We start from the raw sequence: 26,288 nt of genomic DNA, 5'->3' as shown, positions 1-26,288 counted from the left end.
TGAAATGAGAACTGTGGGAAGCAACTCCGGACCCATTCATTCACGCACCCCTCTGGCTAAGGGCCTCTTCGCATTCATCCTCTCCGTCACTGATGGAATTGTGTTCGCTTTTCTTGTCATCGCGATGACTCTTGTCCGCTATGACTTCTACTTCGACCGCGTGAATTTCCTCGGCATGTTCGTCTGCGCCGCGATCGCCTTGGTTGTCTTCCTCGTCTGCGGCCCGTTGGCTGTCTATCGTGGACGCTATCGCCGCGGCTCGACCGATCAGTTCGCGGCGATTGCCGGTACCGTGGCCCTGGGTGTGGGAATTATGTGGGTCGCCGAATTCGTCTTCGCCGACCGGCTGCTGATTCCCACCAGTGTGCCGATCGCGGCCGGAGCCATGATGCTCGTGGTCAAGAGCTTGGAGAACTGGATTCGTCGCAATCTGCGCCATCGGACGTTGACGTCCTCCGGATCCTCTCGGCCGGCCCTCGTCGTCGGGGCTGGCAGCCAGGGAACCCTGGCCCTCGACATGATCGCCCAGGACTCCCACGGCGAATACGCGGCTGTCGGGATGCTTGACGATGATCCGAGCAAACGACATCTGCGCTACAACGGAATCCGCGTGCTCGGACCCATCTCCAGCATTGCGGACCAGGTTGACCGAACCGGAGCCAGCGTTGTGCTCATCGCCATCACCGACCTGCCTCCTGAAGAACTCCAAGCCATCGCTTCGAATCTCGAATCCAGGCCAGTCGAGATCAAGATCATGCCGCGATTCGCTGTCTCCGACTACAGCCGACCGGAACCGGAATCAACCGATGTGGCCGACCTGCGGCATCGCAATTTCCGTGACGTCAGTCTGGAAGATCTCATCGGACGCCAGCCAATCACGACAAATGTCGAGGACATCTCGTCTGCCATCACTGACCGTGTCGTGCTTGTCACCGGAGCCGGCGGATCGATCGGTTCCCAGCTGTGCAAACAAGTTGCCCGGTTCGCCCCGGCACGACTCGTCATGACCGACCGGGACGAGTCCGGTCTGCACGCCACCCAGCTCGGGCTTGAGGGCTCAGCCTTACTGACCAGTGAGGACCTAGTGCTCGGTGACCTGCGGGATACCGCTTTCATCGATGCGCTCGTCGCTGAGGTCAAACCCGACATCATTTTCCATGCGGCGGCGCTCAAACACCTGACGTTCCTCGAACGCTTCCCTGAACAGGCGGTGCGCACCAACGTCGGTGCCAGTCTCGACCTGCTCGACGCCGCGGTGGCCAACGACGTCGAATCCTTCGTCCACATCTCGACGGACAAAGCAGCTGGAGCCACCTCAGTGCTCGGCCGCACGAAGTTCTCGATCGAACGCGCAGTCGCCTCGGTGGCTGCAGCCTCGGGCCGGAAATACATGTCCGTGCGCTTCGGCAATGTGCTCGGTTCCCGCGGATCGGTGCTGGAGACCTTCGTCGCCCAGGTCGCGGCTGGCGATCCGGTCACGGTCACAGACCCAGAAGTCACCCGCTACTTCATGACGGCCGATGAAGCCTGCGAACTCGTCCTGCAGGCTGCGGCCATCGGCCGCCCCGGTGAGACACTCGTTCTCGATATGGGTGAGCCGATCAAGATCAACGATCTTGCCCATCGCGTCATCGCACTCAGCGGGCGCTCTGATGCTCGTATCGTCTACACCGGACTGCGGCCAGGGGAGAAGCTGACCGAGGCACTCCTGTCTCCGGGCGAGGAAGATGTCCGGCCGACTCATCCGCTTATCACCCAGGTGCCGATCACTCCGATCGACCTCGACGCGCTGAGAAGACTCGTCGATGCCTCTCGAGATGCCGGCGTCTACACTCGGCGAACACAACTCGAAGACGACCTCACCCGTGTCCTTGCTCCGTCGCTGGAGCGCAAGCGTCCGGAGATCACTGGTTCAGATGATAAAGCTGAAGACGTCGGGACCCCCAGCTGATGGATCTGCAGTCGCTGGTGATCTTCGTCGTGGCCGCAGTGGTCACAACGGTCAGCGCTCTCGTCGCCTTTCCGCTGCTGCGACGGGCGGGTGTCGTCGATGTGCCGTCTCACCGCTCATCCCATACACAGGCAACCGTGCGCGGCGGGGGAGTCGCCATCGGCTGCGGGATCACCGTGGCGACCGTGCTGGCGATGGTCTGGAACGTCACCGAACATGGCGTATACGGTCTCGGCAGTCTCATGCTGCCCGTCGGATTCCTGGTGCTGACCTGGTGCTATTCTGCTATCGGAATGAGCGACGATCTTGATTCGCTGCAGCCGGTCGGCCGTCTGCTCGGGCAGGTCATCCTCGCGGTGGTCTTCAGCGCCTGCATCGCTCTGTTCTCCACGCAGGGCATCGCTCACGTCCTCGTCTTCGCCGTCATCGGTGTCACCCTGGTCAACGCTGTGAACTTCGTCGACGGCCTCAACGGCTATGTCACGAGCTGGTCGATCGTCACCGGCGCCTGGTTCGCCTTCGTCGGGTACTACATCGATGAGAATGACCTCGCGCTGCTCTCCCTGGCGCTGGCCGGAGCCGCGGCCGGATTTCTGCCGTTCAACCTCGGTCGTGCAAAGGCCTTTTTAGGTGACACGGGAAGCTACGGCATCGGCGCAGCGGTCTTCGCCATCGCGGTGTGGATGTTCGTCATCGGTGTGCCGATCGTAGTCATCATCGCACCTATGATCTTCATCCTCTTCGATGTCGGACTCACCCTTGTGCTTCGCCTGTTCAAAGGAGAGAACATCCTCCTCCCGCACCGTCAGCACATCTATCAACGGATCCAACAGGCCGGCTGGTCGCACGCAAGCGTCTCGCTCTTCCACGCTTCACTGAGCGTCCTCGCCTGTATTCTGGCCGTACCAACCCTGATCGCAGGAAACACTGCGGCAACCTATCCGTCTCATGTGTTTTGGGCAGGTCTTTTGGCCCTCTACGCACTGTTGCCGATGTGGCTGAATAGACGTGAGACAGCAAAGGCGGTCAATGCATGAAGATCCTGCTTCTCAGTCACTACTACTACCCTGAGGTCGGTGCCCCACAGCGTCGGTGGCGGATACTTGTCGACCACCTCCGCGCCGCCGGCCATCAGGTCATCACCGTCGCCCCGCACCCGCACTACCCCTATCCCGATAGAGACGGATTCTTCGGGTCCCGGGTTGGTCGAGGTCGCCGTCGAGTCGCAGTGCGCCTCGGCGGCACCTGGGACACCGGAATCGACGGCGAACGGATCCTGCGGGTTCCCTATCTGCACAGTGGTTCGTCTATGGCGCGACAGATGCTCGACCAGACAGTGTCGGCCACCGGTGCCATATCCGCCGTCATCGACCGGCTGCGCGGCAGGATGAAACCCGATGTCATCGTCTCCACGACCCCGGCACTACCGTTCCTGCTCGCCGGAGATTCCCTGTCCCGGATTCTGCACGTGCCGCACGTCGCCGAGGTACGCGACGCCTGGCCGGATCTCATCTCTGAGATGAACCTGGTCACCGGTGCCCTCGGAAAATACCTGCCGGGCACACTCACCGGCTCTCTCGAACATCGGCTCCTGCCGGATCTTCTCACCCGTGCCCAGCGTCGCGCCGCGGTCGTCGTCGTCACTACGGATGGTTTCAAGCACCGCTTGGAGCAGCGGGGCGTGACCGCCGAGGTGGTGCGCAGCGGGGTCTCTCCTGCAGAGCTCGAAGGTGCCTCCGGGCTGACCGCCACTGGAGCGATTCCCCTGATCCCACCGGCTGAGGAGCCCGTGAACGCAGCCGACTTCGTGAACCGTAGCTCTTCTGCCGCACGCACCGGACTAAATCTGCTCTACGTGGGCACCGTCGGACGCTCCCAGGACCTGGGCACCTCGATCCGTGCTCTGGCCCACACCGAGGGCGTGCGCCTGCGCATCGTCGGCGATGGTGTGGTTTCGGCCGAACTCAAGTCCGTGGCGGCTGAACACCGGGTCCCTGTCGAGTTCCATTCTCAGCACGCAGGAGCGGAACTCGCCGCCCACTGGGACTGGGCCGATGCTGGCCTCGTGAGTCTCGGCCCACTCGAGTCCTACGAATGCACGGTGCCCTCGAAGCTCTATTCGCTTATGGCTCGTAAGATCCCGGTCCTGGGCGTCGTCGCCGGCGAGGCCGCAGACATCATCACCAGCACCGCAGCCGGTGAAGTGGCGATTCCCGGGGATGTCACTTCAGTGTCCGCGGCCATGACTCGGATGCGACACCGCGTTGAAGCCGGAGAAGAATTCGGCACTAATCCTCCTGCCGGTCAGAAACCTCGTGAATGGGTGATCCGGCACGCCTCGGCTGCGGCTATGGGTCACAGCTACGAGCGTGTCCTCACACAGGCGGTCTCATGAACCTGATCTTCCTCGTCCGCCAGCTTGCCAATGTGGCTTCGACGACGGCGTCCCACATCAACGATGATCGTGTGTTCTTCGGTATGCAGCTCGCCCGGCGATTGCCCGGGCCAGCTTCGCGCCTCATCGGCCATGCCCTCGGCTTCGTGCCCGGTGATGCAGGACAGGCTGCATCAGCCTGGTTGCTGGGGCAGGAGACGAAGGCGAAGTGCCTCGTGTCGAAATCTCTGACGCCGTCCAGGTTGTTGGGAGAGATCGCCCTTAACCTCGGACTCCTCGACGAGGCCGAAGGCATCGCTGACTCGGTGGCCGACGCTGCCGCTCTGAGTTCACGCATTCGCTGGACCAAAGGTCAGCTCGACGAGGCGATCGACGTCCTGCCCGACGGTGCTCGTCGCACTAGGCTCGTCGACGAACGGCTTTGCCTGCAGCCAGGCTGGTGGCCCACCGCAACGAGTCACGTCACGGCCAGGCGTGTCCGAGCCGCGAAGCCGGTTTCAACGAGCTCCACGATGGGTGAGACCGACCGGCCCGCGGCCCTGCACGTGCTGACGAACTCTCTGCCCCACACCCGCTCCGGATACGCATATCGTTCGCACGCCATCCTCACCACGTTGCAGGATGCCGGACACCGGGTGGCCGCAGCGACCCGGCCCTCCTATCCGGTGACGATCGGGCGGGTAAGCTCAGGCCCGGTCGAGTCCGTCGACGGTATCGACTACATGCGGCAGGTGCCGCTGCGTCCGCTGCCCACACCCTCTGCCCGTCTGCGTGATCAGGCAGACTGGCTTGCCACTCAGGCACAGGAATGTGGGGCCCAGGTTCTCCACACGACCACGCACTATGTCAACGGTCTGGCCACCGGTGCAGCAGCGCACGCTGCTGGCCTGCCGTGGGTCTACGAGGTCCGTGGCGTGCTTGAAGAAACCTGGGCAGCAGGCGGATCCACTCTTGCCGATCGCGCAGCCCGTCGATCCAGCCAGCGTTTCCAACTCATGCGAGCCAAAGAGATTGAGGTCGCTACGGCTGCCGATGCGGTCATCACACTCGGCGAAACCATGCGTGACCACCTCGTTGCGGGCGGAGTACCGGCAGACAAGATCACCCTCATCCCGAACTCGGTCTCCGACGCCGTCGTCAACGCTGACGTCTCCCGCACACCGGCTGAGGTCAGGGCCAGCCTCGGAATGTCTGAAGAGGGAATCTGGGTAGGCACCGCTGCCTCGGTCGTCGGCTATGAAGGCCTCGATGTCCTGGTCGACGCTGTCATCCTTGCGCGCGCCCAAGGCATTGATCTGCGGCTCCTCATTGCAGGAGACGGTGTCGCGCTGCCAGAGCTGCGAGAACGTGCCAAGGCTCTGGGCGAGCACGCGGTCTTCACTGGACGGGTGTCTCAGACTGAGGCGATTGAGCGTCAGCTGGCGCTCGACACAATCGTCGTCCCCCGTAAGAACGTGCCGGTGTGCGGACTTGTGACCCCGATCAAACCGATCGAAGCAATGGGCTTGGCCCGTCCGGTGATCATCTCCGATCTGCCGGCGCTGAGGGAATTGGTCCCGGCAAATGCAGGCCTCTATGTCAATCCGGAGAGTCCCCAGGGGCTGGCAGACGTGCTCTCTCAGTTGGCCTGCGATCCTAGCGCGAGAAAGAGTTTGGGACAGAATGGACGTGAACATGTTCTTGGGACTCGGAGGTGGAAGGACATCGGTCGTCGATACGGACAGGTCTATTCGCAGCTCACAGAGGTTGGTGTCAGGTGAGTGAGACGACAAGCTCAAGCGTGGCGACAAATCCGCTGGGCCTGAGCTCGATTCCGTCTGTCTCGAGCGAGGGGCTCGTCCCTGTTGGTCGACGCACCAGCCTGCGCAGCTACCTTGGGGCGCTGTGGAACCGTCGGCACTTCATCCTGGCCGAATCTCGGGCCAAGATGAGCGGGTCGACGAGAAAGAACCTTCTCGGCTACGGTTGGCTGTTCCTCAATCCACTGCTGTCGGTGATGGCCTTCTGGTTCATCTTCGGATTCATCCTCGAATCCGATCGTGATATCGACAACTTCCTCGGTTATCTGATCATCGGTGTCTTCTTCTTCCAGTTCACCGGTAAGTCCATGACTGGCGGAACCGGGGCGATCCGGTCGGGTGCCTCGATGATCAAAGGCTTCCAGTTCCCGCGCGCGGCCCTGCCGATCTCCGTTGTCGTGCGGAACTTCCTCGACTTCATTCCAACCGCCGTCGTCATGGTTCTGCTCATCGCTGTCATCACCCCTCCAGACGTGATTACTTGGAGAGTTGTCCTCGTTATTCCAGTTATCATTCTGCAGACGATCTTCAACGTCGGACTCGCTTGTTTCCTGGCGAGAGTAGGCCACAAGATCCCGGACCTGACGAATTTCATGTCCATCGTCAGTCGGTTCTGGCTGTATGGTTCGGGCGTCTTCTTCTCCATCGAAGATCGCCTGGCTGATCATCCTGCGATTCTGGCAACAATGCAGTTCAACCCGATGCACGCCTATCTGACTTTGGTGAGGAATTCCCTGCTTTACGCTACCGACTCATCTCCGTGGTTGTGGTTCATGGCAATCGTCTGGGCCTTCGGCTTGCTCATCGTCGGATTCCTATTCTTCTGGCGAGGGGAGGAGAGCTATGGTCGACTCTGAGCTCCAAGAACCTAACATCGTGGCGGAGAACGTCCAGGTGCGCTATACCGTCAACACCAATGATCCGGGCCTGAAGGCCAAGGGGCTGCGACGTGTGGGCAATGTTCTGCGCGGGCGCCAAGGGCAGACGACCGTCCGTGCACTGCGGGGAGTGAACTTCATCGCTCGCGAAGGTGAGATGGTTGGCATTGTCGGTGCTAACGGCTCCGGTAAGTCGACGTTCCTGCGTAATGTTGCAGGAGTCGAACAACCCGATCGCGGCCGTATTCTCGTCCGCTATCAGCCTCTGCTCCTCGGCGTGAGTGCGGCTCTCCAGCCGGCACTGTCTGGAAGTGAAAATGTCCGTCTGGGGTGTCTGGCCATGGGGCTGTCACCGGAGGAAGCGGCCGAAGCTTTCGACTATGTCGTCGATCTCTCCGCTTTGGGCGCAGCCATCCACCGTCCCATGGGGACCTACTCCTCGGGAATGGGCGCAAGGCTGCGGTTTGCAATCGCGCTGGCCGCGCGACCGAAGATCATGCTCATCGACGAAGCTCTCTCGACCGGTGATGCGACCTTCGCAGAACGAAGCGAAAAAGCTATGGACGAATTGCTTGCTGAAGCTGGCACCGTTCTGCTTGTCAACCACGCAGCGAAGGTGATCCAGGAGCTGTGTACGCGTGCTGTGTGGATGCATAAGGGTGAGATTCTCATGAATGGCCCTGCCGAGGCTGTGGCTGAAAAGTACCGGTGGTGGGCCTGGAATGTTGCCAAAGGCAAGGAGGATATTGCGGACAAGCTTCTTCACGATGTCGTCAGCAGCGCCGTCAAAGAAGAGATCAATATTCTTGAACCCGAATTGATCAGAGATCCGATTCCGCGTCATGCTTCCCGCCTTAACAAGGTGAAGCGACCAGAAAATGCTCGCCACGTAAGGCGTAATACTCACGTCGATGAAATCGAAGAGACGGAAGAACCGCTCCTGGCTGCAGCAGAGTCACAGGTGTGGACAGAGAAAATCGACGTCGAACAACTGGCTGTTGCGAAATTCCCAGTCTTGCCCAAGCCTGCGTCTGAAGCAGTCAGCGCGCCACGAATCCACGACGAGCCACCGCCTCTGCGGTTGCGCCCAAGTAATAAAAGGGTTGTCCTCCGCGCGGCGGATCCCAAGGACAGAGCTTCATCGGTGGCTGCATCAGATGACCTGACTGGTCGACGCCTCGAATCGAGGGCACGCAAGATTGCTGATGAACGTTATCTCGAGCGTCAGAAACTGAGGGAGACGACCGACTCGATTGCTCAGGACTCACACACATGAATATCGCGATCTTCGGCTCCTGCGTCAGTCGTGACACCTGTGAGTTCATCCCCGCGTCGAATGTGGTCACCTACGTTGCGCGGCATTCGGTGACGAGTCTCAAATCGCCGCATGGTTCCAAAGATGTCGATATCAGCGGACTCGATTCTGCGTTCCAGAAACGGATGGTGACCAGCGACCTCAAAGGCAATGGGATCGCAAGAATCGTAAAGAATGCAGAGGATCTTGACCTCGTTCTTATCGACCTCGTTGACGAACGACGAGGTTTTTGGCTGTTTCTTGATGGGACGACCATGACTAACTCACTTGAAGTCGAATCCAGTGGAGTCGCTCGGGTCGCGCGTCGTGCAGGAGCACGTTTGGTTGAGTTCGGTACCGACGAACACTTCGAGGCATGGAAGTCAGGGTTCGATAAACTAAAGGCAGGCCTCGATAAAGCAGGGTTGTGGGATAAGACTTTACTGCTCGATATCGAATGGGCGGGAGCCGTCGATGGTGCGAAGCACCCACAGAACGACGGTATTGCAAAACTTGGAAGGCAATGGCGGAAACTTCAGCGGGGTACCCGTGACGCTGGACGAGCCCTGTCCCGAGGTGGCGGTCTCGGCGACGCCTGGACAACCTTGCGAACCGTCAAGCCAACGGAGGCTGAGGACTATGCGGACAGAGCGTTAGCGGCGAACACGAACTACATCCGGTATCGTAAAGAAGCACGATTGCTGGTGCCGGCTTCGGTGGTGAGGTCAAGCAATCAGGTTCGAATCGACAAGACCCACAAGTGGGGCCCACAACCGTTCCACTACCGAGAAGCTGACTATATTTCGCTCGTAGACAGCATTCTCGAACAGACAAAGGAGATTGGTGGTGGACACCCGTGACCGGTCGGCAGTGGCGTAAGGCACTGTGGCACCTGCGGCACGGCGGAATCGAAGGATTCCGGGATTATAAACGAAAGTCCAAGTTCACCGATGACTCCTCGGATGATTCGGTCGCGGCGGAGTGGGCCAGCCGTGGGGAAGACAGGCCTTCCCTCAGCATCGTGGTGCCGACATTCAACGCAAGTGACTTCATCGAGAAGTGCCTGAACAGTATCCTCGCTCAAAAGGGCATCGACCTCGAAGTTCTCCTCGTCGACGACGGTTCCAATGACGATACTGTGGCGAAGGCGAAACAGGTCGCGGAACTTGATGGTCGAGTCAATGTGATTACCGGTCGCAACTCCGGTCCGGCTGTTGCACGCAATCGCGGTGTCGAAGCAGCTCGCGGAGACTATCTCGCATTCGCAGACGCAGACGATGAAGTTCTACCGAATGCCTACGCCACCATGGTCGACTCCCTCGATCGCACCGGCTCTGACATCGCAACGGGGTCATATATCCGAATTGGTGCGGTGGGAAGATCGCGGCCGAAGCTGACGGCGAGTGTGCATGCCCGTCAACGGTTGGCCGTTCGACTCGATGACATGCCTGAACTGCTTGAGGAGCCGGTTCTGTGGAACAAAGTCTATCGACGCGATTTTTGGGATCGGCACGTCGGCCACATGAAGTCCTACTCCAATTATGAAGATCAAGAACCCGTCTACCGGGCGCTGGTCGGCGCTGCAGCAATTGATGTGCTGACCACTGATGTGTACGCATGGCGCTTGGCCGAAGGCCGGGACACACGCTCTCGGCGCAAAGCCCGACTGGCAGACTTGCGCGCCAAGTTGGAGGTTATTGAGGCACTCAGCAATGTGCTCAAACATGAGCCGGACAATGTTAGAACAAGGGCCTATGCTATCTGGATGGGCACGGATCTTGCCATGCATGCACAGTATTTGGACACGGCATCAAAAAGGTTTCGCAGAACGGTGTGCACGGCTGCGAACGATCTGAAGAAGACGATGCCACGGCGAGCATGGAAGCTTATCCCTGCTCAGGAACGACTTTTCATGTGGGTTGTGGCCACCGGCAGACTTGACGATATCGAAGAAATTCTCGGCACGCGGCTCGAAGAGACAACTGCAGTGCCTTTGAAGTATGCCGATGGGCGTTGGAATGTTGCTCCTACATATGTGGACCGACTCGAAACTCGGTTGCCTTCGCAGTTGTTGAGGGCACGGCAGGTAGATTTTAGACCGGTTGTCCTAGTGAGGAATGCCAGGTGGGTGAGCGAAGGAGTGCTTGAACTCCAAGGTTGTGCCTATATTCCTGGAATCGATCCAACCGAACTTGGTGTTCGGATCCAAGGCGTGATGGACGGGGCCACAGTATTCGACTTGCCAGTCGACAGCCGAGACGACAATCGGGTTGACCTAGAAGCCGGAGATCCGTGGCGTAGCTATGCCGGTGGCGGTTTCAGGGTTCGCTTCGACTTCCGAGAGATCGACGATATCTCACCGCGAGGAATCGACCTCTTCGGGGTATTTGACGCTAGGGTTACCCGCCTCAAAGCGCCCGCAACCTCGTCTACGGTGGTTGGGATGATTGCACCCAGTCCAATGGTCGCTGGTCAGCGTGTAACTGTCATCGCCGACGAGCACGATGAATTGTCAATCCGTCCTGTCTCGCTCCCTACTGTTCCAATCATTGCCAAGAACGTCTCCGTCCAGGGCGGAAGAATCACCGTGAACTTGTCATCCGATGCAGATGTCCGCGCACTTGAGCTGGTTCACCGCCATCAGACCCACCAGTTAGTTGTTCAGAACCGTTCGATCTTCAGCGGAGCGCTCCCTCCGCTGCCTGACGCATACAAGGCCGGTGGAGACCGGATATGGGCGCTCAGAGCCAAGAAGGCCGATGGACAGACGGCAGATGTCTACTATGATTCCGTCGATTATCTTCTTCCCGATACTGGAAGCGCTCGGCCTGAGCCTAATATTGCCGGAAAAGTGAAGGTCGCCCAACGGGCGGTCCGAGTCAGCGTGACGGGCGCCGGCAGCGACCGAGATCGACTCATGCTTACGGGTAGAATTGACCCTCCGCAAAGGCTCAGCGTAGTCCTCAAATCATCCAGACAGACGATTGCTCCCGAGGAAACCACGATGCATGCCGACGGTGGATTCACAACGGTCTATAACCTCACGACGGCTGGTCCGGAAAATGGCACCGTAGCTAAACTGTCGGGCGGATATCACGTGCGGTTCGGCACCACGCCTGAGACTTCCGATTCATGGGCAAGAGTCGCCGGGAAGCTCGCGATTCGTCCTGTCGATGTGTTCACGGAATGGAACACCATCCGACTTGAGGGGCGTGCTTCCGGCTCTGTAGCCATTACGGCATCACCACCATGGTCATCCAAGGAACGGACTAAGTATGGCCGTTTTGCTCTGCGCAATCGGGATTGGGGACCGCTGGCGAGCGGGATCGTCTTTGAGTCTTACAACGGAAAGTCCGCTAACGACAATCCTCGGGCAATATTCGACGCAATTCAGGCTAAGAGGGAGGAAGTCCCACTCTATTGGTCAGTGCGTGATCGCCGTATCGATGTACCGGACGGTGGCATCCCAGTGGTAGAGGGAACCGCGGCATGGCACAAGGCGATGGCAACGAGCAGGGTATGGGTCAACAACAACAACTTCCCGTATTACACACGAAAGCGCGAGGGGCAGTTCTACCTCCAGACTTGGCACGGGACACCGATCAAGAAGCTTTTGTTGGACATTTCACGTCGCGAGGTGCCTCTGAGCTACCGTCGTATTATGCGGATCGAGGTACCGCAATGGGATCTGCTGTTGGCACAGTCGGAGGAGGCGGCGAAAAGCCTGCGTGCGAGCCTGGGACACGAAGGCAAAATTGTCGTGGGAGAACAGCCACGAAATGCTCGATTGCTCCATTGTCTCCGCCGACAGGACGAGATACGGAAGCAACTAGGCTTAGACGCTGATGAACGAATAATCCTGTATGTGCCCACGTGGAGGAACTCGGATCGGGACGGTCGTCAAATGTGCTGGGGACAGTTTCTCGACCCGCAGAGGCTCGCGGAAGCGACCGATGCTCGCGTTCTCGTGCGTGCGCACCACGTGGCGAAGCCTGAGAAAACGGACCTCCCGGGAGTCAAGGATGTTTCGGACTGTCCTCACGTCGAAGATCTGATGGCAGTCACCGATGTTCTCATCACCGACTACTCGTCTATCGTCTACGACTTCGATTTGACGGGCGGCATGGCAGTGCATTTCGTGCCGGATCTCAAAAGCTATGGAAAGGAACGAGGCACTTATCCCGATTGGGCCCAGGGCCGTAACGTAGCCGAGAACTTCACTGAGTTGTTGCAAATTGTCTCTGACGGATTTGCAAATGGGCGGATAGTGCCTGCAAGTAGCCAGCAGTGGCCAGCGATGGGTGAGTTGGTTCGACTCGTGGAAGAACATGCGCTGAAGCGGAATGACGGAATCGGGCTCACCAACAGTGAGGCAAGTACGTAGAGTGTCTTCACGTACGCAAATGATATTCACCGTACATCGCTTGCTGCCATAGTAGAGCCCTGATCCACATTACAAATTGGTAGATTCTCGCCACCGGATCCGAGCGTACTCGCATGGGGGTAACGTGTAGCCGTGAAGAACAGCATCCTATGGATTGTCGCCCACAAGGGGCCCGGCGACATCGATCTCGCCGTCGCCGAAAACGAGGGGCTACCGCGCTATTTCCGTGTGCAGTCGGCTCCCGGTCTGGACCCGAGGCGGGATCTCATGAAGATCGCCCTGTCAGATGCGCGAGCCAAACTTCTGATTCTGAAACTGACGAATCTCGGCTATTCGCTCTATTACCACGCGGACGGAGAGAGCCGTTTCATCCGTCATGACCGTCTGCGCCATCATTGGCCGGCGGTGAAAAGCGGAGCCATCAGCGTGTCGTCCGGCGGGATTTTCTACACTTTAGAAGACCCCCCTCAGTGATCGAGTTGAGAGGCTTGTGGTGGTTTTCTCACCAGTCAGTTCACGAGCGCGACTGATTCGCTATTTTCGGCCGTCTTTCGCGACGCTACAGAAGTACTTAGCGCCGCATACCGCAGTGTTCCGAGTGGCTGACATAGGGGGAGTCAAAGGGGCCTTCTACCTAGACACGACCGCACTTCCTGAGAACAGCTTCAACATCTACCGACTGATCGACGAAATGGTGAATCGATTCGCTGTTCCTAGTGACAAGGTTGTGATCTACGGGGCATCCAAGGGTGGTACCGGTGCTGTCTATCACGGGATTGCCGGTGGCTGGCGTTATGTAGCGGTCGACCCGATTCTGTCGGACGATTAGTACGAAACCTACAAAAATGACTATCACTTCACGGCAGGCGGTGCCTTTCCGCGGTCAAAACAGGAAGTATTCCAAGAGCTTTTTACCGAGATTTCGCGTGATCGGAACGCACCCGAACTGGGCTCAGTTCTTATCACTTCAGTCCGTTCTCCGCAGTTCGCCTACACGTCCGAGGTGATCGAGCCGCTGCAGGAGAGAATGACCATCTTCGATTCGCAGAACACCGGCATCAATAAGCATCCTGATGTGGCGCCGAAGACAATCTATGCTCAAGTCATGGCCATCAATTCGTTACTTCTCGGTTTGGAAATTCCGGTCGGCGCACTCTCGATTCCGTAGCACCGATGTGACGGTTCACTTATAGGCTTCCTGGGAAAGTCGTTTCCAGAAGTGTGAGAGACCGGGGAACTGGAGGACCTCGTCGAATCGCGTGTCTCCGAACATTCGTCGGTACTCCCGCTGATAAATCCTGTCGTAGGCCAACGTTTCCAGACCAGATCGTTGCGTTCCCGCCACCTCGCGCGCAGCACGCTCGTCAGCCGTCATTCCGAATGAGTATTCGTCGCGCACAATGATTGAGATCGATGGCCCCAAGTAACGGATCCATTTCATAGCTGCTTGGTTTCTGCGTACCGATCGAGAAATGAAAAGCGACACATCTGCGTCGTTATTTTCAGCAGTGGTCTTCATCTCCCGAAAGTAGGTGTCGAGGACTTCGTCGGCGCCAAGGCGACCGCCCCAGAAAACGATTCGAGGGTGTTCGTTGATCCCCTCGAGCTGACGTACCAACGCTGTGCGATCTCGGAGAAACCAGTCGACTACTCGGCGGGTGCTGTCGCCAGAATCATGGGGATTGAACCGAGCCAAGTGGTCACGATAGTTTCCAGTGGCGCCTAGTCCCGTGGTTAGTGACCACGAAACAGCGGTGATGAGTTCGTCCGAGGTGGAAGCAACGAGCCCCGGTAATTCGTCCTTTGTGAGGTTAAGCCCGCGGTTGATCGAATACTCGGCGTAATCGTAGACATAGTGAACGATGGGGCGGTCGGTTACTAGGAAATCAAAGAAGATGCTCGAATAATCCGTGATGAGAACATCAGTGATTGACAGCAGTCGGTTGGTGTTTACGTCTTCCGGAGGAACGACAACTTCGTCCAGGATGTCAAGACTGACATATTTGAGCATAAGGTGGTGCCCCAGGAAGACGACTGTGCAGTCTAGTTGTGCCAGACTGTGCAGGTCAGATCGCAGGCGGTCGACATCGAATGCCTCGCCTCTCCAAGTTGGAGCATAAGTGACGATTCGCTCTTGAGACTTACACCCCAGGATCGAATACAGCTCATTCTTATCGGATTCGCTGGCGTTCAAAGTAGCGTCGATCCGAGGGTATCCTGTTTCTGCAAACTTACCTGCGAACGTATTGGCCATGGAGAATCCATTAAGATGGATTCCGGTCATGAACTCGCATGGACTAATCACATGTGTTGCCTGAAGCATGTTCGACACTGCGAGAGCAGCTCCCAAGGGATTCCGGTCGGTGCGTCCTAGCGTCTTGTAGCCGATCCCATGCCATGTATTGAGGTAGCGCTGTTCTGGCCGACGAACGAAGTATTCGGGCAATGCCGAATTACTAATGACGTACTTGGCCCGCGCGAGATAGTAGAAATATGCTGGAGTGTGACGTCGCACCGTGACCACGGAATCGAGATCGCTATACCGTAGCGGAACAACTTCCTGAGACCTGGCGGACCACACGTGAAGATAGCCGCTGTCGGTTGGAGGGCATTCGAACAGATGCTCGAAGATGGAGAAAGGGCTGTCCATCATTTTTGCACCGGACATGCTCTCATAGAAGATGATTTCGGGGTGACAATCGACTGTCTGCTGGAACTCGTGGAACAGCTGTTTGCGCTCTTCCCTGTCCGTGACTGTCTGAAGCCACTTCCTCCCCCACGAATCCTTGTGTTTTTGTTCCTGCGTATCCTTCACAGCTTCCACCTTATTTCGAGTACTGTTGAGTTCGCCCTTCGGCCGGAAAGCTAGTTCTGAGCTCGTATGAGGCCTGCTGAACTCAGGCCGTGTTCCGCTATTGTCCGAACGCGAGATCAAACTCGCTGAGAACGGATTCGACGTATACCGCTGGGTCGAAGCCGACGGCAGGAGAGTCCGATAGCACGGAACCGATCTTCAGCGCGAGTGAATCGGCGTCGAAGTCAGAGACGACGACCCCAGGCAGGTCTTCGAATTCAGACAGTGTCGGGATGTGCATGGCCACTGTCGGGGTGCGTAATGTCAGTGCTTCGAGAATGACCATTGGCTGGCCTTCATGGAAGGATGACATGACTAGCGCGTCTGCTGCGGCCAGATAGGGGAATGGATTGCTTCGGTGGCCCGCGAATCTATACGAACCGTTGGGAAGCAGAGTCTTAGCCAGCGCACCCAGCTTCGCGCGCTCGGGGCCATCCCCGATGATTAGTAGACGGACATGGGAACGGTTCGCATGCACCTTTGCGAATGCACGAATTGTATCTGCGAGATTCTTCTCCGGCGAAAGTCGCCCCAGGAAGATGATCAACTCGCCGGAACTCTCAAGGAATCCTCGCAAGTCAGGAGCTATAGGCTCCGACGAGCGCCGGGTCATCGATTCGGCGTCAATGACGTTTCGAACATGACCGATTGTTGGGCTCCCGGCACCGAGGGAAGCTAACCCCTCCTCGTTGATCTCGGCTAATGAGGGTGAGACCGCGGCGACGCGATCGAACTCAGAAATTTGGTCTATGATTCTGTAGATCTCGGGAAACCGCAGTGCCGCTTCGCGTTTGAGATCCGAGTGGAGAAGAAGCCCAGTCGCGCGTGTGCGACTGGCATGCCCCAGAACTATATTTGCCATGAATGAGGAATAGCCGTCGTATTCGATGACCTTGTCGAATTGGGCGTTTCCAGTCACGCGTGATGCCTCGAACTCGAAAGATTCTCTGCGGATGCGCCTTGCCTCATCACTGATCGCCGAGGAATCGCCGGAGATGGCACGGAGCGCGAGGTGTTCTTTGCGTGAAACAGCGTGCCCTCCGATCCGACCTATGACACCCACATCGCGTGGTAGCGACCTGACCATCTCGCCCCGAGCATCATCCGACCGCACGGCAATTGCATCTGTAAGTACGAACGGACGATATTTCTCACGTGGCAGGCATCTCGCCAGATTCACAAACGAAGAAGTCATCCCGTTGGGGATGAAGCTCTGTCGGAATAGCACGTTCTTCTGTGTAGCCGCGGAGGCGAAGGCGGAGGTTGAGCCCGCACGATCGCCTCTCAGCAGGAGGTCAGTGGCACGCGCGCTGGCTTGCCCGTCGTCTTGCGGGGCATATTCCTTGATGAACGACTCAGCTGGCCGAGCCTCATGAGGATCCGTGTCCAGACGTTCAATCGCTTCTTTGAGGTTCGCAGGTGTCCGGCAGACGAGCCCCGGAAGGTGATCCTCCGCGAAGTAGGCTCCGCGTGCGGTTGTGTAGTCGTCCCAATCCGGGACGAAGAAGATAATCGGTCGGCGCAGAATGGCGAAATCGAAGTAGATGCTCGAATAATCGGTGACAAGCACGTCGACCTGGGGTAGCAAGTCATTCGTCGGGGTGTTTCGCGGTACTGTGCTGACGTCCGGGGCGAGTTCGGCGAGTTTCGATTCCACGTAGTGATGGGCTCGGACGGCGACGTCGTAGCCGTGAGCTTCAAATGCGCTGACGACCTCGGCGACAGAAGCTGCCTGGTCAGACAGCTCGGTATCGGGCTTCCAAGTCGGAGCATAGAGCGCGAATGGCTTCTCGCTGCGCTGGTTGCTCTCTGCTTTGTGACCATTGAGGGCATCATTGCGTGGATAGCCGGTAATCACAGACTTTGCCGTTGCGAGTTCAGCGACATCGCAACTTTCCATGAGAACACGCTGCGTATGGCTGTTGGGATGCAACACGATGGAAGCTTGGAGAAGGTTCCTGGTCATATTAGCGTGGCCGAGTAGCTCGGGCTGGTCTTTTCCGAGTGTCTTGAAAGGGGTGCCGTGCCAGGTCATCAGATACTGTTGCTCGGAACGCCGGACGTAGTATGTCGGTAGAGTTGAGTTATTCACCAGGTATCCGGCCGTCGCTAGGAGCTTGACGTATCGAGACGAGTTCTTTCTGACGATGACGGTATTTGGATCCTGCCAGACATCGATCGGGACGACAGTGTCTTTGTCGACGGCCCAGTAGAACGTGAAGTCGTCGTACTCGTTGTCACGGATGTACCGGTAGATGGCCAGTGGGTTGCAATCGACGGTTAGGCCGAGATTGGACTCGAATAGGATGTCCTTCGGCCGAATCGGCTCGGTGTCCAGCCACGACCGATACATGAAGATCGTTCCAAGGCCCGGGACTTTCGGATTGCCATAGATCTTCGGGACAGGATCGGTGTAGCGAATGGATTGGTGAATGAGGCGGGCAGCCTCCTCGGCTCGGCCCGTTAACATTAGCGCGCTGGCGGCCTGCAGCGCATCCGAGTGCTCGAAATGCGCCTGATATCGCTCCATACCGATCGTCAAGAGGTCGGCTGAGGCAGCCAAAAGTCCTGCGTCAAGCAGAACCTGGGACCATTGGCGGTGTGACTCGATGTCCGGGAGATCCTGTGGCACGACGATCGATCCTGGAGCCGATTCCTCATTGTTTGAACCTCTATCGAACGCCACTCGCAATTCCTCGATGCTCTTGTCAAGGAAGGACGTGACGGCCCGTTCGAATTCTCCGGTGCGAACGTAGCTCAGAAAATTGAGATTTTTGATTTCTGCGCTGGTGTCGCCGAGCCGTCGGGCGCGTACTGCAGATGCGGATGCATTGGAGAAGTCGTTGAGTAGATAGGAATTGAGTGACAACAAGGCGTGCAATTCAGGTCGTTGCGGCCGTAGGGCGATTGCCCGCAGAATGTCAGACTCCGCTTCCTTCAGGTCAAACGCACCTTGGAAGGTTAGAGCAGCTCGGCGTAGCAGCTCTGCACGAGTTGCTGGTGAGAGTGTCTGATCGGCTTCGGCCCGATACGCGTGTCCGGCCCGCTTGTAGCGTAGTGCTTTCTCATGGAAAACGCCGATTCCATATGTCTCCGCGTCCAGCGAGGAGTCGAGTTGCCGTGCGAGTTCATAGTGTTTTTGATAGTCAGGGTTGCCTGCCAACTCTAAGCTGAGTCCCGCGCAGTAGGAGTCCCAAGAAGACGAGTCATCGACCGAGAGCAGTTGCGAGTATGCCTCGCCGGCTTCAGCAAATTTGTGAGCTTCGAACAGCAGGTCTCCGAGCTTTCGCAACCACGTCGAGTCGCGGCGGTGGAAGTCAGCTGTTGCGTTGTGCCGTTCGATGCGCTGCCATGCCGGCGCAGAGGCTGGGGTCAGCTGATCGACTTTGTCGAGAACCTCGACATCATCCGACGAGTTGGAAGCCAGATAAGCTGCAAGCGCGCCTTCGCTGTCGCCTAACCTCTCCAAATGCCTGGCATGCCGCTTTGAGACCTTCGATTTGAGCGACGAAGAGTCGTCTAAGGCGTCGAATTCGACCGCGTAATCCCCAATGTAGTCGACAGCGTTGAGATATCGGTTGATGCGCTGTTCGGCGCCCCCATCTTCAATGGCGGCGACCCTCAGAAGAGGTAGAGCCTCTTCATACCGTTGCAATCGATAGAGACAGTTTCCGATGGCCCAAGCTTCCCTTGGCGCCAGCGGAGAGGCGAACGCGCGTCGATAGATCGATAGAGCGGCTTCAAGTCGGCCGCGGTGCTCCAGATATTTTCCCAGGCGGGCTCCGGTCATTTTGCGCATCGTGACGGTCGAGGGCTCATCTGTCATTGCTGTTGCTTTCGGCTGGTGTGATCACGGTTGCCGACTGGCAGCTGTCGGTCAGGTTTGTCTTTTAGGCGATTCTAGCGCTTTGCTTCATTCGTCCTGATGGCTATGGCTCCCTATACTCAGTTCCGCGATCCTATTGAGCCGGATCGAGACGCAGCCACATCAAAACCATGATCGGAAATGCGGCCGTCCAACTTGGCGATTATTCCCCTGATGGCGCTTTCAGGACGGTTCTACGGCGGCTAGCCACTTCAGCAGGGGGGTGCCCCTATATTTATTGGCAGGCCCCGAACAGGGCCTGGTCGCTGGTCCTGGTATGGCTGATTTGCCCTGTCATTGATGATCCGGGGGGTGTTGCCGCCAGGAATCCAGGACGCGGGTTGACTGCTGATAGGGGCTCGACCCAACTTCGTGTTGAGGTCTCGTCATAACGTGGGTGCCAGCATCGGGTGTCATGACAACCAACGGCCACTGGTGTGGATGGTCGAGGAGGACTGTCATGAACAACGAATACGACGTCTGGTTAGGCCTCGACGTCGGAAAAACTAACCATCACGGGTGCGGACTCAATCCGATGGGTGAGCGGGTCTTCGATCACGAACTTCCGCAGGACGAGGGTGCGCTTCGGGACGTGATTACGACCTTGCAGCACGACTGCGGTGCCGATATTGCTTACCTGCCCGGGCTTGCGATGCGCAAGGCTGCCGACCTGTATCCAGGGCAGGCGAAGACTGATGCGCGGGACGCGTTCATCATCGCCGACACCGCCAGAAGCATGCCGCACACGCTTCGGTCCGTTGATCGTGAGTCCGACGTTTTGGCCAATCTCAAGGTCCTGGCTGGAACCGATGAGGACCTTGCCCATGACATCACGAGAGCGATCAACAGGCTGCGGTCCTTGTTGTTGCAGATCCACCCTGCGTTGGAGCGCGTCTTCAAGGGCACAGTCCTGACCAGGACGATCGTGTTAGATCTGTTGGTCCGTTATCGCGGGCCGGCTGGGCTGCGGTCGGCTGGGAAGTCTGGGGTGAAGCGGTGGGCGAAGAACCACACTCGTAAAGATCCATCGGCACTCATCGATGCCATCTTTGACGCACTGGCTGAGCAGACTGTGACCGTGCCAGGCACTGAGGCATCGGAGTCCGTGGTGCCGCGACACGCAACCAGAATCCAAGCGTTGAAAACTGAGCGCAAAGAGATTGAAGCGGAAGCTGAAGCGTTGGCTGATTCGCTCCCTCTTCTTCAGGTCTTAACGTCCATGCCGGGAGTCGGCGTTAAGACCGCGGCCCAGATCCTCCTGGCAGCCGGTGACTTTTCTGCTTTCAGGACTCCTGGGTTCGGAATCGGCCGGACTGAAGGCTATTGATTATTCAGACGAATACCGAAACAGATTATCGACAACCTGATCGCGTGGTCGGCGAAACCGATGAATTCCACAGCGAAACACTATGCGATAGTTGAGATACGGCCGCTGGTTCTCATGGGAACATGTATCGGGGCGCAGGCCGATTGTATTGACGCATGTAGGACAGGGGGGGGAGTCGGCTGATGCTGGCCAGAATATTCGCCGCCTGCACAATAATCGTTCTCCTTCTCGTCGGCTGTTCTCCCGGGAATTCTGACCATGAGCAGCCCGCTCACAATAGGTCGGCGTCTGAAGGATCGAGTCCGACCCCGACCCTCTTCGAGCAAAGCTCCAGTGGCGAGATCGATGGCGAATCAGCAATAGTTAGCACGTCGACGGGTAAGAAGTCCCGCGATCTACGAGCCGATAACCTCGGCATCTCCTTGGAAGCCACTGACCTTGCCGACTCGCGTCTGGACCCTGCGAAGTCCAACTTTGACGAGCAATTGAAAACACTCGGTTCACCTGCTCTACGTTTCGGTGGCAATGCCCTCGATAGGCGAACCTTTTGGACGTCAAGGTCAGAGAAGCCCGAACATTCCGAGCAAACCACAATTACCCCGGATGATCTCGAACGCCTGAAAATGCTTGTCGATACCACCGGGTCCACCGTGACACTCGGCATCCCGCTGGGAACATACGATCCCAAACGTGGAGCCGACATGGCAGCTCATGCGGTCGACATCCTCGGCGATTCCTTAGTTGGTCTTGCGATCGGGAATGAGCCGAATGGGTACACGGTGAAGGACGTGCCCAACGGGGCTGTTCGAGGCAACGGGTGGAACAAGGAGAAGTACGTCAAGCAGCTTGAAGCATATGCGAAGGCGATCCATGCCAAACGCCCCGACGCTCCCACTATTGGCCCGGATGTCTACGACGGTGAGTGGATGGAGACATTTGCCGATTCGGACGTCAAGCACAAGACCGCGATCACTCAGCACTGGTATCAACTCCCTGAATGCGATGCCGGAGAGGTGCCCGGACGTGGGCCCCAAGCGGAGAATCTTATCGATCCCCTGGCGAAGAAGTCGGCAAGGAAGAATTTGGGGATCGGCAAAGAGAAGGCCGACTCTGCTGGCCTTCCTCTCTGGCTTGAAGAGACCGGTCCGACGAGTTGCCCCGGAACGAACGACACCTCGCTGACCAACGCTTCGGCCCTGTGGGCTGCTGACTACACTCTCTACGCGGCGCAGCTCGGGGTGGAACGGATGGCGATGCACTCTATGCTCGGTGCCTGCAATGGGGGAGCGCCGATGTCGCTGATCTGCGACCCGGCCGATCACGGGCAGCGATCCGATACCTTCGTTCCCCGGCCCAACATGCTGGGGCTCAGGCTCGTCGTCCCGAGCATCGGAGGAACATTTACCAAGACCTCGGTGAAGGGCGGTGGGAACATGAGCGCCTATACCGTGTCGAAGGACAACGGCAAGACGCTCGTGACGACGATTATCAACGCCAATGATGCTGCCGAGGTCGGAGGCAATCCAGTGTCGCTGAATCTGCCGAAGGGATTCTCAGTCGACAGGGCTTCTCAGGTATATGGACCCTCGAACGATGCGAAAAGCGCGACTCAAGTGATTCCATCCAATCCGCTGCCGGACACGATCCCTTACAGTGGGCCGAAGAAGACCGGTAGCGCGAGTGCAGCAGCGAGCCCGGGCGCTGACGACAACGAGCTCAACATTGATATAGCAGGTAGCTCGGTGACCGTGTTCATCATGCGCAAGAAATAGGGTCAGTACCCCAGCGACACCAGGTACCGGAAGAAGTCGGGCAGGTCGTTGCCAGCCAGTGCGTCTTTGAGCGCCGGCATGGCCTCTGCGTCGAGGTCAATGATGACGGTTCCGTTGTCCTCTCGGCGCGAAGTCGTGGGGATGGTGACGACGGCGATGTCATCTGATTCGAGCTGGCGGAGGCTGTGGGCGATCTTGGCCAGCTCCAGCGTCGTCAGGGCCTGATCGTGATGGATGCCGCTGGCGAAATGACCGAGCACAGTCGCCCCCTTGTTGGGGTCCTTGGCCAGGCCGCCTGTCTTGAGGGCTTGGATGAGGGCGCGCAGTGCGGCGCGCTGATTGCGGGTGCGTGTCTGGCCGGCGTCGTCGACCGGGTCGGCGGTGGCGAATGCGCCGACTGACGTGGCGTTGAGGTTGTTGGTGCCCTCGATGAACTCCACATCGCCTGCTGAGAACGCGGTTCGGCTGTAGACCGGCAGGCCACCTAGCTCATTGACGACAGCGCCCAGGGCAGAGGCTTCGAGCTCGGCGACGTGATCGATGCGAACACCCAAGATGTCTTCGACCATGGCGACGATGACCGGCCAACCACCTTCATCGGCAATCGTGGCGAAGGTCTGACCCGACTCGATCTGCGCCGATGGGTTAAGTGTCATCACGACCGCGAAGTCATTCGCGGCAGGGATATGGATGGCCGCGAAGGTGTCACCCTGGCTATCGGTCTTCTGTGACTCGGCGGCATGCGTGATCCGCAGCAGAAGAGGACGGGCATCAGTTTGCGCAGGGCGAATGTCATCGGGTGGGAAGATCGCCTCGTCGGGCAGGATGCGGGAGGCATCGTCAAACTCGGCTCGGGCGCTGTTGAGGTCCTTGATGGAACCTACTGCCGAGACCATCTTCTTCAGCTTCGCCATCGCGGTGCGTCTCCCTCGGTGTGATCAGTACTTAGTCTGCAGTTTCAATCATAGCGGGGACGATGCGACAGATGTCGTTGGGTGGGTGCGGGAAGGATGGTCATCTCTTGCCGTTGCCAGCCAGCGAGCCGAGCAGAGTCAAAGCCATGGCCAGAAGCAGGGCAACCGCGGCAGCGATGAAGCTGCCGACGATGGTCCCACTCAGGGCAAGGGCGACCAGCGCGGGGCCGGCAATCTGACCGAGGCTGTACCAGGTCGTGAGTTTGGCCGCGGCTGCGGTGATGCCCATCTGAGAGCCCTCGCCGATGGTCATCATGACCGCCCCGACGAACGTCCCACCGAAGAGTGCCGCGGAGATGAGGAGCAGGACCGGATTGGTGCCGAAGACCGCGAGAACGGCTCCACCGACCTGCAGGCAGTAGCAGACGACGAGTCCGCGGCGGGTGCCGATGCGGGCGGCGACGTTCGACCAGATCAACGGTGAGGCCGCGGTTGCGATGCCGGCGACAACCCAAGTTGATGCGGCAGCTGTCTCACCGAAGACCGGTTTGGCCAGTACGACCAGATAGGTGCCGATGATGATGTAGCCGAAGCCTTGGAAGAAGTAGCCCGCAGTCAGCACCGTCATGGCCCGGCGGACGATCGGGGCCGTCGGGATGACGGTGGGATGCTCGCTCGCGCCGGCCACCTCGGCGGGCGGCCTAGCAGCTCTATCGCCTTCGCGTGCAGGCATAGGCCAGGTCCAGGCGATGGCGGTGAATACGGCGCTGAGGAGTGCGCAGATGAGCCAGAGCTCGCGCCAATCGACAAGAGAACCGGTGGTCAGGACGATGGCTCCGGAGATAAGGATGCCGGTGCCGATTCCCGCATAGACGAGGCCGGAATCGGCAGGTCTGCGGGCCACGAACGGGATGCGCTGGGTGATGCAGACGAAGATCAGGCCTGAGGCGATTCCGGCCAGTGTGCGCACCGACCCCTGCCAGATCAGATTCGACGTCAGGGGGATGGCGGCCAGGCACAGGGTGGAGACGACGAGGCTTAAGCGGTAGACGCCTCGGCTGGGTTCAACCCAGCCGCGGGCGATGATCAAGGAACCGATGAAGTATCCCACGTAGTTGAGTGTGGCGATCCAGGCACCGGGAGCCGAGCTCCAGTGCAGGGCGGCGACCATGAGCGGGAGGACGGGTGTGTAGAAGAACCTGCCCATTCCCATGGCCAGTGCCAGTCCCAGGGTGCCGCGGATGGCTATGGGGTTAATCATGCCCGGGGAGTTGGCACCCACAGCCATACCCTCTTTCGTTCGAAGATGTCTTGTCGTCTGGCTTCAGCATGTCACCGATTCGGTTCGGGTGGTGCCGAAACAACGCGGGTGCCGATACTCCCTGTTGAGGAGTCTCGGCACCCGCATCGGTGGTGACTGCTGCTTCGGCGATCAGGCGTTGACGGTGACCCGGCCCTTCTCATCCGGCTCGTCGGCAACCGCGGCCGATGGGGTGGCCTCTGCCACCGAACCGTGAACATCAGGCTCAAGCGACTGCTCGTCAAACGGGCTGGAGCCATTCAGAGCTGCACGTGCCTGGTTGATGTCGATCTCGTGGGTCCACTTGCCGATGAGCAGGGTGGCCACGGCGTTGCCGGTGAAGTTCGTCAGGGCACGGCACTCGGACATGAACTTATCAATGCCGACGATGACGCCCATGCCGTCGAGGAGTTCGGGGCGGTGTGACTGCAGGCCCGCGGCCAGGGTCGCCAGGCCCGCACCGGAGACACCGGCGGCACCCTTCGAAGCGATGATCATGAACACCAGCAGCGAGATCTGCTCAGGAATGCTCATCGGCATGCCCATGGCGCTGGAGACGAACAGCGAGGCCATGGTCAGGTAGATGGCGGTGCCGTCGAGGTTGAACGAATACCCGGTGGGCACGGTGATTCCGACGACGGGCTTCGAGACTCCAGCGTGTTCCATCTTCGCGATCAGACGCGGCAGAGCCGACTCGGACGAGGAAGTCGAGAAGATGAGAAGGAACTCACGGGCCAGGTACTTCAGCAGCAGGAAGATGTTGAGGCCGGTGACGACCTTGAGGATGGAGCCCAGGACGATGACGATGAACAGGGCGCAGGTGAGGTAGAAGGCACCCATGAGGGTCGCCATCGCACCGATCGCGGCCCAACCGGTCTTGCCGACAACCGCGGCGATGGCACCGAAGGCACCGACGGGAGCGGCCCACATGATCATCATCATGAGCTTGAAGACGACGGCCTGGATGTGGCCGATACCCTTGAGGACGGGTTCGCCGGCCTTGCCCATCGACTGCAGGGCGAATCCGACGAGGAGGGCGAGGACCAGGGTCGGCAGCACCGCGATATCACCGGGGATAAGGCTCATGAGGAAGTCAACGGTTCCGTTGGTTTCCCCGTCTGCGGCCGCCTCGTAGGGTTCGAGCTTGAGGCCCTCACCCGGGTGGATGAGGTTGCCGACGACGAGGCCGATGACCAGGGCGAAGGTGGCCATGATGAGGAAGTAGATCAAAGCGATGCCGCCGACTTTGCCGACGGTGGCCGCCTTGGCCACGGAGCCGACGCCGAGGACGATGGTGCAGAAGATGATCGGGGCGATGATCATCTTGATGAGTGCGATGAAGGCCTTGCCCAGCGGTTCGAGCGCCTTACCGGCTTCGGGGGCGATGAGTCCGATGGCGGCACCGGCGAACACGGCGATGATGACCATGATGTAGAGCCAGTGCGTACGGTCCTTCTTGCGCTGGGGCGGGGTGGGATCCGCCTCGGCGACGGTGTTGTCTGATGGCAACGTTGCCATGTCTCCTCCTTGAGTGGTGGTGCTCGCGACATCGGGC

Annotated in this window: 16 protein-coding genes and 2 pseudogenes; 13 read left to right on the top strand and 5 right to left on the bottom strand. The window is 58.8% G+C overall.

Annotated features, from left to right (window positions below):
- Nucleotides 1-13: 13 nt before the first annotated feature.
- The 11 genes and pseudogenes from JTF07_RS11080 to JTF07_RS11030 all read left to right on the top strand — a co-directional run bounded on the left by JTF07_RS11080 (nucleotide 14) and on the right by JTF07_RS11030 (nucleotide 13,869).
- Nucleotides 14-1,951, top strand: a complete 1,938-nt coding sequence (locus tag JTF07_RS11080; RefSeq protein WP_204234333.1) for a polysaccharide biosynthesis protein — start codon at nucleotides 14-16, stop codon at nucleotides 1,949-1,951.
- A complete protein-coding gene (locus JTF07_RS11075; protein ID WP_204234332.1) occupies nucleotides 1,951-2,988 on the top strand; it encodes an MraY family glycosyltransferase in 1,038 nt (345 codons plus the stop codon). The genes JTF07_RS11080 and JTF07_RS11075 overlap by 1 nt, the downstream gene beginning before the upstream one ends.
- A complete protein-coding gene (locus JTF07_RS11070) occupies nucleotides 2,985-4,346 on the top strand; it encodes a glycosyltransferase family 4 protein (protein ID WP_204234331.1) in 1,362 nt (453 codons plus the stop codon). The genes JTF07_RS11075 and JTF07_RS11070 overlap by 4 nt, the downstream gene beginning before the upstream one ends.
- Nucleotides 4,343-6,106, top strand: coding sequence for a glycosyltransferase family 4 protein (locus tag JTF07_RS11065; RefSeq protein ID WP_204234330.1), 1,764 nt, complete (start codon nucleotides 4,343-4,345; stop codon nucleotides 6,104-6,106). Before JTF07_RS11070 ends, JTF07_RS11065 begins: the two co-directional genes overlap by 4 nt.
- Complete coding sequence (locus tag JTF07_RS11060) at nucleotides 6,103-7,002, top strand: ABC transporter permease (RefSeq protein ID WP_204234329.1); 900 nt, start codon at nucleotides 6,103-6,105, stop codon at nucleotides 7,000-7,002. The genes JTF07_RS11065 and JTF07_RS11060 overlap by 4 nt, the downstream gene beginning before the upstream one ends.
- Nucleotides 6,989-8,299 carry an ABC transporter ATP-binding protein gene (locus tag JTF07_RS11055; protein ID WP_204234328.1) on the top strand — a complete coding sequence of 437 codons (1,311 nt, stop codon included), beginning with the start codon at nucleotides 6,989-6,991 and terminating at the stop codon, nucleotides 8,297-8,299. The genes JTF07_RS11060 and JTF07_RS11055 overlap by 14 nt, the downstream gene beginning before the upstream one ends.
- Nucleotides 8,296-9,177: a DUF6270 domain-containing protein gene (locus JTF07_RS11050; protein WP_204234327.1), complete on the top strand. Its 882-nt coding sequence runs from the start codon at nucleotides 8,296-8,298 to the stop codon at nucleotides 9,175-9,177. The genes JTF07_RS11055 and JTF07_RS11050 overlap by 4 nt, the downstream gene beginning before the upstream one ends.
- Nucleotides 9,174-12,701: a bifunctional glycosyltransferase/CDP-glycerol:glycerophosphate glycerophosphotransferase gene (locus tag JTF07_RS11045; RefSeq protein ID WP_204234326.1), complete on the top strand. Its 3,528-nt coding sequence runs from the start codon at nucleotides 9,174-9,176 to the stop codon at nucleotides 12,699-12,701. Before JTF07_RS11050 ends, JTF07_RS11045 begins: the two co-directional genes overlap by 4 nt.
- A 132-nt stretch (nucleotides 12,702-12,833) precedes the next feature.
- Nucleotides 12,834-13,175, top strand: a complete 342-nt coding sequence (locus JTF07_RS11040; RefSeq protein WP_204234325.1) for a hypothetical protein — start codon at nucleotides 12,834-12,836, stop codon at nucleotides 13,173-13,175.
- Nucleotides 13,176-13,185: 10 nt separating this feature from the next.
- Nucleotides 13,186-13,530, top strand: a pseudogene (locus JTF07_RS20875) (XcbB/CpsF family capsular polysaccharide biosynthesis protein); the annotation flags it as partial.
- A 198-nt stretch (nucleotides 13,531-13,728) separates the two neighbouring features.
- On the top strand, nucleotides 13,729-13,869 hold the full coding sequence (locus JTF07_RS11030; protein ID WP_204234323.1) for a hypothetical protein: 141 nt from the start codon (nucleotides 13,729-13,731) through the stop codon (nucleotides 13,867-13,869).
- Nucleotides 13,870-13,884: 15 nt separating this feature from the next.
- Here the strand turns inward: JTF07_RS11030 and JTF07_RS11025 are convergent, their stop codons facing one another.
- Both JTF07_RS11025 and JTF07_RS11020 read right to left on the bottom strand, forming a co-directional pair.
- The gene (locus tag JTF07_RS11025; protein WP_204234322.1) at nucleotides 13,885-15,516 is read right to left on the bottom strand and encodes a CDP-glycerol glycerophosphotransferase family protein; all 1,632 of its coding nucleotides are present in this window, start codon (nucleotides 15,514-15,516) and stop codon (nucleotides 13,885-13,887) included.
- A 97-nt stretch (nucleotides 15,517-15,613) separates the two neighbouring features.
- Entirely contained in the window at nucleotides 15,614-19,381 is a 3,768-nt protein-coding gene (locus JTF07_RS11020; protein ID WP_204234321.1) for a CDP-glycerol glycerophosphotransferase family protein, read from the bottom strand.
- 499 nt (nucleotides 19,382-19,880) lie between these two features.
- Between JTF07_RS11020 and JTF07_RS11015 the strand changes: the two are divergent.
- Nucleotides 19,881-20,717 (top strand): annotated as a pseudogene (locus JTF07_RS11015) (IS110 family transposase); the annotation flags it as partial.
- A gap of 731 nt (nucleotides 20,718-21,448) precedes the next feature.
- A complete protein-coding gene (locus tag JTF07_RS11010; RefSeq protein WP_252199748.1) occupies nucleotides 21,449-22,519 on the top strand; it encodes a hypothetical protein in 1,071 nt (356 codons plus the stop codon).
- A gap of 2 nt (nucleotides 22,520-22,521) precedes the next feature.
- Here the strand turns inward: JTF07_RS11010 and JTF07_RS11005 are convergent, their stop codons facing one another.
- From JTF07_RS11005 to JTF07_RS10995, 3 genes are all read right to left on the bottom strand, one after another.
- Nucleotides 22,522-23,433: an LCP family protein gene (locus JTF07_RS11005; protein WP_204234318.1), complete on the bottom strand. Its 912-nt coding sequence runs from the start codon at nucleotides 23,431-23,433 to the stop codon at nucleotides 22,522-22,524.
- 100 nt (nucleotides 23,434-23,533) lie between these two features.
- On the bottom strand, nucleotides 23,534-24,694 hold the full coding sequence (locus tag JTF07_RS11000; protein WP_252199747.1) for a YbfB/YjiJ family MFS transporter: 1,161 nt from the start codon (nucleotides 24,692-24,694) through the stop codon (nucleotides 23,534-23,536).
- Between the two features lie 171 nt (nucleotides 24,695-24,865).
- Nucleotides 24,866-26,251 (bottom strand): cation:dicarboxylate symporter family transporter, encoded by a 1,386-nt coding sequence (locus JTF07_RS10995; RefSeq protein WP_252199746.1) that lies wholly within the window; start codon nucleotides 26,249-26,251, stop codon nucleotides 24,866-24,868.
- Nucleotides 26,252-26,288: the final 37 nt, after the last annotated feature.

It is taken from the genome of Brevibacterium sp. RIT 803, assembly GCF_016892625.1.
GTDB lineage: Bacteria > Actinomycetota > Actinomycetes > Actinomycetales > Brevibacteriaceae > Brevibacterium.
The sequence above is the reverse complement of the archived record's forward strand: the minus strand, read 5'-3'. Positions and strand labels throughout refer to the sequence as shown.

What these genes read in the sequence shown, in the direction of transcription:
- JTF07_RS11075 (WP_204234332.1), top strand. Translation starts at nt 1,951, where the DNA reads ATGGATCTGCAGTCGCTGGTGATCTTCGTCGTGGCCGCAGTGGTCACA.
- JTF07_RS11070 (WP_204234331.1), top strand. Translation starts at nt 2,985, where the DNA reads ATGAAGATCCTGCTTCTCAGTCACTACTACTACCCTGAGGTCGGTGCC.
- JTF07_RS11065 (WP_204234330.1), top strand. Translation starts at nt 4,343, where the DNA reads ATGAACCTGATCTTCCTCGTCCGCCAGCTTGCCAATGTGGCTTCGACG.
- JTF07_RS11055 (WP_204234328.1), top strand. Translation starts at nt 6,989, where the DNA reads ATGGTCGACTCTGAGCTCCAAGAACCTAACATCGTGGCGGAGAACGTC.
- JTF07_RS11050 (WP_204234327.1), top strand. Translation starts at nt 8,296, where the DNA reads ATGAATATCGCGATCTTCGGCTCCTGCGTCAGTCGTGACACCTGTGAG.
- JTF07_RS11030 (WP_204234323.1), top strand. Translation starts at nt 13,729, where the DNA reads ATGACCATCTTCGATTCGCAGAACACCGGCATCAATAAGCATCCTGAT.
- JTF07_RS11020 (WP_204234321.1), bottom strand. Translation starts at nt 19,381, where the DNA reads ATGACAGATGAGCCCTCGACCGTCACGATGCGCAAAATGACCGGAGCC.
- JTF07_RS11010 (WP_252199748.1), top strand. Translation starts at nt 21,449, where the DNA reads ATGGCAGCTCATGCGGTCGACATCCTCGGCGATTCCTTAGTTGGTCTT.
- JTF07_RS11005 (WP_204234318.1), bottom strand. Translation starts at nt 23,433, where the DNA reads ATGGCGAAGCTGAAGAAGATGGTCTCGGCAGTAGGTTCCATCAAGGAC.
- JTF07_RS11000 (WP_252199747.1), bottom strand. Translation starts at nt 24,694, where the DNA reads ATGATTAACCCCATAGCCATCCGCGGCACCCTGGGACTGGCACTGGCC.
- JTF07_RS10995 (WP_252199746.1), bottom strand. Translation starts at nt 26,251, where the DNA reads ATGGCAACGTTGCCATCAGACAACACCGTCGCCGAGGCGGATCCCACC.